The sequence below is a fragment of the Streptomyces sp. NPDC059582 genome, assembly GCF_042735715.1.
Taxonomy (GTDB): domain Bacteria; phylum Actinomycetota; class Actinomycetes; order Streptomycetales; family Streptomycetaceae; genus Streptomyces.
Map to the genome: position 1 here is coordinate 1 of NZ_JBHWCC010000110.1, position 8,208 is coordinate 8,208.

The following is an 8,208-nucleotide window of genomic DNA, read 5'->3' on the forward strand; positions in this document are numbered from 1 at the left end:
CGAACCCGGAAGCTAAGCCTTACAGCGCCGATGGTACTGCAGGGGGGACCCTGTGGGAGAGTAGGACGCCGCCGAACAAATTGTGAGAAAACCCCCGTGCCATTCGGCACGGGGGTTTTCTGCGTTTAGGCTCAGGGTCATGCGCTATGACCTGGTTATCTTCGACAATGACGGCGTCCTCGTCGACAGTGAGCCGATCTCCAACCGGCTGTTGGCCGCCTATCTGACCGAGCTCGGGCATCCCACCTCGTACGAGGACTCCATCCGTGACTACATGGGGTCCGCGATGCACCGGATCCACGACCTCGTCCAGGAGCGCACGGGCCGGCGACTGCCCACGGACTTCGACGACGTGTTCCACGCACGGGTGTTCGCCGCCTTTGAACGGGAGCTCAAGCCCGTACCCGGTGTCGTCGACGTGCTGGGGAAGCTGGCGGCGGACGGTGTCCCCTACTGTGTCGCGTCGTCGGGAAGCCATGAGCGGATCCGGGTGGGGCATCGCACGACCGGGCTCGACCGCTGGTTCGACGAGGACAGGGTGTTCAGCTCACAGGACGTCGGACGGGGTAAGCCGGCGCCTGACCTGTTCCTGTACGCGGCCGAGCGGATGGGGTTCGCGCCGGAGAAGTGTGTGGTGATCGAGGACAGTCCCCTCGGCGTCCAGGCGGCCGTCGCGGCGGGGATGGACGTGTACGGGTTCACGGCCATGACGCCCGCTGAGCGGCTGGCGGGGGCCACCCGACTCTTCGCCAGTCCGGCGGAGTTGGCTGACCTGCTGGTATGACCGGGGGCAGCGTGGCGCACTGACATTTGTCATGCCGAGCTCCGGACGATCGTTCCTACTGGCGGAGCGGGTCGGGGCGGGAAGCTGAGGGCATGACGACGAACACCGAGAGCCAGAGCCAGAGCCAGAGCAAGGCCGCCAACTTCGCGCCGCTCCTCGTGGACGTGGCGGTGCCCATCGGGTCGTACTACCTGCTGAAGGACGCGCTCGGGATGAGCACGCTGATGGCGCTCGGCCTGAGCAGCGTGGCGCCGGCCGTGCGCACGACGTGGGGCGTGGTCAGGCAGCGGCGGGTCAACGCGTTCGCCGCGCTGATCCTCTGCGTCAATGTCGTGACGCTGCTGCTGAGTTTCGTCGCCGGTGACCCCCGACTGATGCTCGCCAAGGACAGCGGAGTCAGCAGCGTCATCGGGATCGGCATCCTGGTCTCCGTGGCGTTGGGCAAGCCGATGATGACCGACGGCATGAAGCCCTGGCTGGTGAAGGGCGACGCCGGGCGCGAGGCCGCCTGGGCGCGGCTCCAGGCGGGGTCTGCGGCCTTCCGGCGGGCCGAGCGGGTCTTCTCGCTCGTGTGGGGTGTGGTGCTGCTCGCCGAGTGCGTCGTGCGGGTCGTGGGTGCGTACACGCTGCCCGTGGACACCATGGTCTGGCTCGGTACCGTGATCATGATCGTCTCGATGGTCCTGGGGTTCCTGCTCAGTGGCGCCCTGGCCGCCGGCCGTATGGCGCACATGGTGATCGTCGAGACCAAGTCCGAGGGCGCGGTGGCGACCCTCCCGGTCCCGGCCGGCGCTTCCGCCGCTCCCCTCACCGCCGTACCCGCCGTGGCCGCCGCGCGGTAAAGCTGAGGGAAATTCATCTTTGGCCTGATCTACCCACAGGTAGCCCGGGGCCCTACGCTCGCCGCCATGACAGATGTGCTGCGGCGCGGTAGGGCCTCGTTGGCGTTCAGCTTCTTCGCCCAGGGCGCCGCCTTCGCCCTGCTCGTGACGCGCATCCCGGCCATCCAGGACCGGTACGGCGTCTCCGACGGGTTGCTGCCCGCCTTCCTCGCCGCGGTGCCGATCCTGGCCGGTGTGGGCAGTGTGACGACCGAACAGCTGGTGAAGCGAATACCGCCGAGTCTGCTGCTGCGCTGGTCCCAGCCCGTCGTGCTGCTGGCACTGCTCGGGGTCGGGGCCGGGGAGACGATGGTCGAGCTGGGGATCGCGCTGGCCGCGTTCGGGCTCGCGGTGGGTGCGCTCGACGCGTCGATGAACATGCTCGGGGTGAGCCTCCAGCGGACGTACGGGCGCAGCATCATGCTCAGTTTCCATGCCGTATACAGCCTCGGCGGGATCGTCGGCGCCTCGCTGGCCTGGATGGGAGCGCACTGGCACCTGGCGCTGTGGGTGTCGTATCTGCCGGTCGTGGCGGTGCTGTTGCCGGCCGCGCTGGTCGGGAGCCGGTGGTACGTCGACGGGGACTCCGGGCCTGTGGACGAGGGGGGCGGCGCGGGTGCCGGCGGGGGTCTGGTCTTCAAGCTGCTGCTTCCGCTGTGCCTGGTGATGACCTTCGCGTACATCGGGGACTCGACCGTCTCCAACTGGAGTGCGAAGTACCTCCAGGACGTGCTGGGCAGTTCGGAGCAGATGGCGACCGTTCCCTACAACGTGTACATGGTGACCACGCTGCTGGGGCGGGCGATCGGGGACTTCGGGGTGCGGCGATTCGGGGCCGCGGCGGTCGTACGGCTGGGGGCGCTGGTGGCGGCGGTCGGGTTCGCCGTGGTGGCCGGGGCGCCCGGGGCGTGGGTCGGGATGCTCGGGTTCACCCTGTTGGGGCTGGGACTGTGCGTGCTGGTGCCGCAGACGTTCGCGGCCGCGGGGCGGCTGTTCCCGGGGGCGTCGGACGCGGCGATCGCACGGCTGAACATCTTCAACTACGTCGGTTTCCTGATCGGTTCGCCGTTGGTGGGGGCGATCGGGGACGCCTGGAGCTACCGCGGGGCGATGCTCGTACCGCTGGTGTTGGTGCTGGTGACGTTGGTGTACGCCAAGTCGTTCGCCGCTCAACCGGACCGATACGGTGGCGGGCATGAGCGGCCGCGCACAGCTGATGTGGGACGAGGCAGTAACGGGCTATGACTTCGGTCCGGACCATCCGATGGATCCGGTCCGGCTCGCGCTGACCCGGAGACTGGTCGACGCCTTCGGGCTCGACAAGGACGTCGACGTGGTGGCGGCGAAGGCGGCCGGGGAGTCGACGCTGCGGCTCGTGCACCGGCAGGACTACATCGAGGCGGTGAAGGCCGCGTCGGCGGATCCCGCGGCGGCGGACGCGTCGTACGGGCTGGGGACGATGGACGATCCCGCCTTCGCCGGGATGCACGAGGTGTCGGCGCTCATCGCCGGGCAGTCGGTGGGTGCGGCGGAGGCCGTCTGGCGCGGGGACGCGCTGCACGCGGTGAACTTCGCGGGCGGGCTGCACCATGCGATGCCCGGGGCCGCGTCGGGATTCTGCATCTACAACGACGCGGCGCTGGCGATCGCGCGGCTGCTGGAGCTGGGTGCCGAGCGGGTCGCGTACGTGGATGTGGACGTGCATCACGGCGACGGTGTGCAGGCGGCGTTCTGGGAGGACCCGCGGGTACTGACGATCTCGCTGCACGAGCATCCGCGGACGCTGTTCCCGCAGACGGGGTGGCCCCAGGAGACGGGGGCGGACGTCGCCGAGGGGTCGGCGGTCAATGTGGCGCTGCCGGCCGGGACCGGGGACGCGGGGTGGCTGCGGGCGTTCCACGCGGTCGTACCGGAGCTGCTCGCGGACTTCCGGCCGCAGGTGCTGGTGTCGCAGCACGGGGCCGACACGCATTTCGAGGATCCGCTGGCGCATCTCGCCGTGTCGCTGGACGCGCAGCGGGCCGTGCAGGTGGCGTGCCACGAGCTGGCGCACGAGTACGCCGACGGGCGGTGGGTCGCGCTGGGCGGGGGCGGGTACGCGGTGGTGGAGGTCGTGCCGCGGTCGTGGACGCATCTGGTGGGCATCGCGGCGGGGCGGGAGATCGCTCCCGAGACGGTGATTCCGGAGGGGTGGCGGCAGGAAGTTTTCGCTCGTACGCGGGAGTTGGCGCCGATGCGGATGACTGATGGGCGGTGGCCGGTGTCGTGGGCCGCGTGGGATGCGGGGTACGACCCTGCGGATCGGCTCGATCAGGCGGTGTTGGCTGCGCGGCGGGCGGTGTTTCCGTTGCGGGGGTTGTTGGCGTAGCGCGTTGCGCTTCCGCGGGGGTGGTTGATGGTGTGCGGGTCCGCTGGGGGATTGCGCAGTTCCCCGCGCCCCTGATTGAGGGGTGGTTGTTCGTCTGCGGGTCTGGTGTGGTTGGTCGCGCAGTTCCCCGCGCCCCTGGTTGAGTCGCGTGTGGTTGGTCGCGCAGTTCCCCGCGCCCCTGGTGGGGTCTGGTGTGGTTGGTCGCGTAGTTTCCCGCGTCGCCTTCCGGGACCCTTTTGGTGGGTGGGGTTAGGCCAAGTGTGGGGTGTCCGGGGGTTTTGCGGGTGGGGGGCGGGTGGGTCCGTCAGCATCGCTTTCGTGTTGAGCGTTGGGGCTCTGCGGGCCCATCTGTTGGCGGCGCGGCTGGCCGGGCCCGTGGCCACCTCCCGTGAGGAGAGTCTGCGGAGCTATCGGTTGTTCGCGGCTCGTGACCCTCGCGTGCTGATCGGGCTCGATCCCGAATGGTCTTGGTCACAGCGGGACCTGATCGAGTTGATGGCGGACAAGTGTGGGGTTTCCGCCGACCCCGGATGTGTCTCCGGTCATGATGTGATCGACCCGGAGCGGACGCTGGCCGCTCTCGACGCCTTCGCGGATCGGCTCGCGGCGGTCGCTCTGCGCAGTGCCCCCGTGCTTCTCGGCACCGGGCATCCGCATCGGCTGCTCGGGTTCTACGTCGCTCTTGCGGACGCGCTGTCGGCGGCCGGATGTACCGTCATCACCCCAGCGAAGGGTCGCTGTGTCGACATAACGACCCGGTTCGGTCTACGCACGTACAACCTCGACTACGTACAGGGTGTCGCGCTCGTACGGGAACCCGGCGTCGAACACCCCGGTTGTGAGCCCGGCGCACACACGCACTCGCCGCTCCCGGTTCGTACCGTTCTGGCCGGGGCGGCCGAGGCCGGCGGGCCCCTGCCGGAGTTGGTCATCGGGGACCACGGCTGGGTCTGCGGGGCAGGTCAGCTGGGGTTCGAGGTGATCGGGCTGGCCGATACCGACGACCCCGCGCTCTTCGTGGGGGAGGCCGAAGGGTCCGTGTCCGTGGCCGTTCCACTTGATGACGCCGTGCGATCCGATTACTACCGTCCGCTTACCCGCTACGTACTCAATCGAGCGTGTCTGTCACAGTAGGCCGCCGATGGGTGCACCTCTTCCCCACTCGCATCACCCGCCCCTAGTCTGGGGAGTGAGCACGCAACGACGAAGAGTCACCGGAAGGGGAAGCCGGTGGCCGTCGAGTGCGGAAGGTTCAGGTGTGTCATGGCAGCTGGCGAGAGGCCTCTGAACGAGGTTCAGTTCCTTACCGTGGCGGAAGTCGCCTCGGTGATGCGAGTGTCGAAGATGACCGTGTACCGGTTGGTGCACAGCGGTCATCTGCCCGCGATCCGGGTGGGGAGGTCCTTCCGAGTCCCGGAGCAAGCGGTTCACGAGTACCTTCGCGAGAGCTATGTGGGGGTGGAGACGGCCTGACGGCGATTCCGGGAACAGTCCGGAACACCTCGATTACGACCTCAGCGCTCGGGCGGGTAGGCTAGCCCCTCGTAGGTCGTATGGGCCCATGGCGCCCAGCACCGAGTGATGAGAAGTGAGCGAGGGTAGTCGTGGGCTCTGTTATCAAGAAGCGGCGCAAGCGGATGGCCAAGAAGAAGCACCGCAAGCTGCTCAAGCGCACGCGCGTTCAGCGTCGCAACAAGAAGTAGGCGACGCGTCGCGAGAGCGTGACACTGTGGCCCCCCACCGCATCGGTGGGGGGCCACAGTCATATCCGCGAAACCGGTATCAGGAACGGGTATCGGGAACCGCTGTTTCGCGACACTTGCCGTCACTTCGTGCATCGGGGGGTCATCACAGCGCAACATCGACCCGCTAGGTTGGCCGCAGACGGGGAACGCGGCAGGGTACGAGGTCTGGGCAGGGTACGAGCTCTGGAAGGAAGGCGCTGATCTTGGGCAAGGTCGTGCTCGTGACCGGTGTGGCCCGTCAACTGGGAGGCCGGTTCGTACGGCGCATCCAGCGTGACCCACAGGTGGATCGGGTCATCGCCGTGGACGCCGTCGCGCCCGAGCACCATCTGGGCGGCGCCGACTTCATCCGGGCCGACATCCGGCAGCCCGCCATAGCGCGAGTGCTCGCCGAGACGAACGCCGACACGGTCGTCCACATGGATGTCACGGCCACCGCGCTCGGCAGCGGCAGCAGGACCACGGTCAAGGAGACCAACGTCATCGGCACCATGCAGCTGCTCGGTGCCTGTCAGAAGTCCCCGACGGTCAAGCGGCTGGTCGTGAAGTCCAGCACGAACGTCTACGGGTCCGCTCCCCGCGACCCGGCCGTCTTCACCGAGACGACCCCGCCCAAGTCGCTGCCCAGCGGCGGCTTCGCGAAGGACACGGTGGAGGTCGAGGGGTACGTACGGGGCTTCGCGCGGCGGCGGCCCGATGTGGCCGTCTGTGTGCTGCGGTTCGCCAACATCCTCGGCCCGACCGCGGAGACGCCGCTCGTCTCGTACTTCTCGCTGCCGGTGCTGCCCACCGTGTTCGGCTACGACCCGCGGTTGCAGTTCGCGCACGAGGACGATGTGATCGAGGTGCTGCGGATCGCCTCGCACGAGCCGGCCCGCGGCACGCTCAACAGCGGCACCTTCAACATCGCGGGAGACGGCGTCCTGTTGCTGTCCCAGTGTTCCCGGCGGCTCGGCCGTCCCACGGTGCCGCTGCTGCTGCCGGCGGTCACCTGGGCGGGCTCCCTGGTGCGTACGCTGGGCATGACGGACTTCTCGCCCGAGCAGATCCGGCTGCTCACCCACGGCAGGGTCGTGTCGACCGACCAGATGCGCGAGACGCTGGGATTCACGCCGAAGTACACGACCGCGGAGACCTTCGCGGACTTCGCCCGCAGTCACGGACCCGGACTGCTGCCGCCGGAGGCCCTCGCGGGGGCCGTCGACCGGATCGCGGCGCTGCCCGTCGCGGGCAGCGGTCACACCCCGACGCCGAGCGCCAACTGAGGAGCGCACCAACAATGGCGGACGCCAAGGTCATTCCGTTCGACGACGACCGGTCCCGGGGGAGCGCCGTGCAGCGGCCGCCGCGACGCCGGGGCGTGGGCAGCCGGCGCAAGGGCGCCGAGGCGGGCCTGGTCCGTGAGGTCCAGCCCCTGCCCACCGCGTCGGTGGCACAGGATGATGTTCCCGTGACGCCTGAGGAAAAGCCGCTCCGTAAGCCGCAGGACCATGCCGAGGGGGGCCTGGAGCGCCGGGTGGCGAGCGGGCTGGCCTTCCTGCGCCGCCGTCTCACCGGCGACTACGAGATCGACGACTTCGGTTACGACGAGGAGCTCACCGACCAGGTCCTGATGTCGCTGCTGCGGCCGCTGTACGAGAAGTACTTCCGGGTCGAGGTGAAGGGCATCGAGAACATCCCGGCCGACGGCGGTGCCCTGATCGTCGCCAACCACTCCGGCACGCTTCCGCTGGACGGCCTGATGATGCAGGTCGCCGTGCACGACCACCATCCGGCGGGCCGGCATCTGCGGCTGCTCGCCGCCGACCTGGTCTTCGTGCTCCCGGTGGTCAACGAGCTGGCCCGCAAGCTCGGTCACACCCTCGCCTGCGCCGAGGACGCCGAACGGCTGCTCGCCCAGGGCGAGGTGGTCGGGGTGATGCCGGAGGGCTTCAAGGGCATCGGCAAGCCCTTCGGCGAGCGCTACAAGCTCCAGCGCTTCGGCCGCGGCGGCTTCGTCTCCACGGCGCTGCGGCAGGGCACGCCGATCATCCCGTGCTCGATCGTCGGGGCGGAGGAGATCTACCCGATGATCGGCAACGCCAAGACGCTGGCCCGGCTGCTGGGTTTCCCGTACTTCCCGCTCACGCCGACCTTTCCGTGGCTGGGCCCGCTGGGCGCGGTCCCGCTGCCGACGAAGTGGACGATCCAGTTCGGTGAGCCGATCCCCACGGACGGCTATCCGCCGGAGGCGGCCGAGGATCCGATGCTGATGTTCAACCTGACCGACCAGGTCAGGGAGCAGATCCAGCACACGCTGTACAAGCTGCTGGTGCAGCGCCGGTCGGTGTTCTTCTGAGTCTGTTCGGAGTTCTTCGTCTGTGCGGAGTTCATCCGAGCGACCCGACAGACGCCGGTGTACGGCGATGGGGGCGCCCTTCCCGAGAAGGG

At 68.8% G+C, this 8,208-nt stretch carries 9 protein-coding genes and 1 rRNA gene; all 10 read left to right on the forward strand.

Translation table 11 applies throughout. The features are described 5' to 3' along the window. Window positions 1-77 (forward strand): 5S ribosomal RNA (gene rrf, locus ACFV0T_RS41930); the annotation flags it as partial. Between the two features lie 62 nt (window positions 78-139). Continuing rightward, a complete protein-coding gene (locus ACFV0T_RS41935) occupies window positions 140-784 on the forward strand; it encodes an HAD family hydrolase (protein ID WP_385790787.1) in 645 nt (214 codons plus the stop codon). Window positions 785-876: 92 nt separating this feature from the next. Further along, on the forward strand, window positions 877-1,626 hold the full coding sequence (locus tag ACFV0T_RS41940) for a VC0807 family protein (protein WP_385790789.1): 750 nt from the start codon (window positions 877-879) through the stop codon (window positions 1,624-1,626). Between the two features lie 66 nt (window positions 1,627-1,692). Beyond that, window positions 1,693-2,910 carry an MFS transporter gene (locus ACFV0T_RS41945; protein ID WP_385790790.1) on the forward strand — a complete coding sequence of 406 codons (1,218 nt, stop codon included), beginning with the start codon at window positions 1,693-1,695 and terminating at the stop codon, window positions 2,908-2,910. Continuing rightward, window positions 2,861-4,033 (forward strand): acetoin utilization protein AcuC, encoded by a 1,173-nt coding sequence (locus ACFV0T_RS41950; protein ID WP_385790792.1) that lies wholly within the window; start codon window positions 2,861-2,863, stop codon window positions 4,031-4,033. Before ACFV0T_RS41945 ends, ACFV0T_RS41950 begins: the two co-directional genes overlap by 50 nt. A 318-nt stretch (window positions 4,034-4,351) precedes the next feature. Continuing rightward, window positions 4,352-5,167, forward strand: coding sequence for a phosphatase (locus ACFV0T_RS41955; RefSeq protein WP_385790798.1), 816 nt, complete (start codon window positions 4,352-4,354; stop codon window positions 5,165-5,167). Between the two features lie 129 nt (window positions 5,168-5,296). Beyond that, window positions 5,297-5,506 carry a helix-turn-helix domain-containing protein gene (locus ACFV0T_RS41960; RefSeq protein ID WP_093781815.1) on the forward strand — a complete coding sequence of 70 codons (210 nt, stop codon included), beginning with the start codon at window positions 5,297-5,299 and terminating at the stop codon, window positions 5,504-5,506. Window positions 5,507-5,637: 131 nt separating this feature from the next. Further along, entirely contained in the window at window positions 5,638-5,736 is a 99-nt protein-coding gene (locus ACFV0T_RS41965; protein ID WP_003948845.1) for a 30S ribosomal protein bS22, read from the forward strand. A 245-nt stretch (window positions 5,737-5,981) separates the two neighbouring features. Beyond that, on the forward strand, window positions 5,982-7,043 hold the full coding sequence (locus tag ACFV0T_RS41970) for an NAD-dependent epimerase/dehydratase family protein (RefSeq protein ID WP_385790794.1): 1,062 nt from the start codon (window positions 5,982-5,984) through the stop codon (window positions 7,041-7,043). Window positions 7,044-7,057: 14 nt separating this feature from the next. After that, on the forward strand, window positions 7,058-8,116 hold the full coding sequence (locus ACFV0T_RS41975) for a lysophospholipid acyltransferase family protein (RefSeq protein WP_385790796.1): 1,059 nt from the start codon (window positions 7,058-7,060) through the stop codon (window positions 8,114-8,116). Window positions 8,117-8,208 lie beyond the last annotated feature (92 nt).